Source organism: Cupriavidus sp. KB_39, assembly GCF_052114485.1.
Lineage (GTDB): Bacteria > Pseudomonadota > Gammaproteobacteria > Burkholderiales > Burkholderiaceae > Cupriavidus.
In genome coordinates this window covers 1-358 of record NZ_JBFREV010000263.1, presented here as the reverse complement: position 1 = coordinate 358, position 358 = coordinate 1, and the positions used below count along the sequence as shown (strand labels likewise).

Here is a 358-nt window from a genome sequence, read left to right as displayed (position 1 = left end):
TGCGGGTGGCGGAAAAGGCACAGGATGCCGATGCTTTCGTGCCGTCCTCGGAATTCCCAATCCTGTTCGAGGACGCCTGGCTGCTGATTATCGACAAGCCGGCCGGCGTGGCCGTCCATGGCGGCTCGGGCGTGGCGTTCGGGGTGATCGAGCAGTTGCGCCGCGCGCGGCCCGAGGCGAAGTTCCTGGAACTGGTACACCGGCTGGATCGGGAGACGTCCGGCATCCTGATCCTGGCGAAGAAGCGTTCGGCGCTGGTGCACCTTCACGAGCAGATGCGTGGCACGGGCATGGACAAGCGCTACTTCGCGTGCGTGGCCGGCGAATTCCAGAACACGCGGCAGCACGTCAAGCTCTC

1 protein-coding gene is annotated in these 358 nt (G+C 65.4%); it reads left to right on the top strand.

Features of this window, described 5'->3' with window-relative positions; genetic code table 11:
• Positions 1 to 358, top strand: a 358-nt coding sequence (locus tag AB4Z27_RS29860; RefSeq protein WP_441646094.1) for a pseudouridine synthase, incomplete at both ends; no start/stop codon positions are given.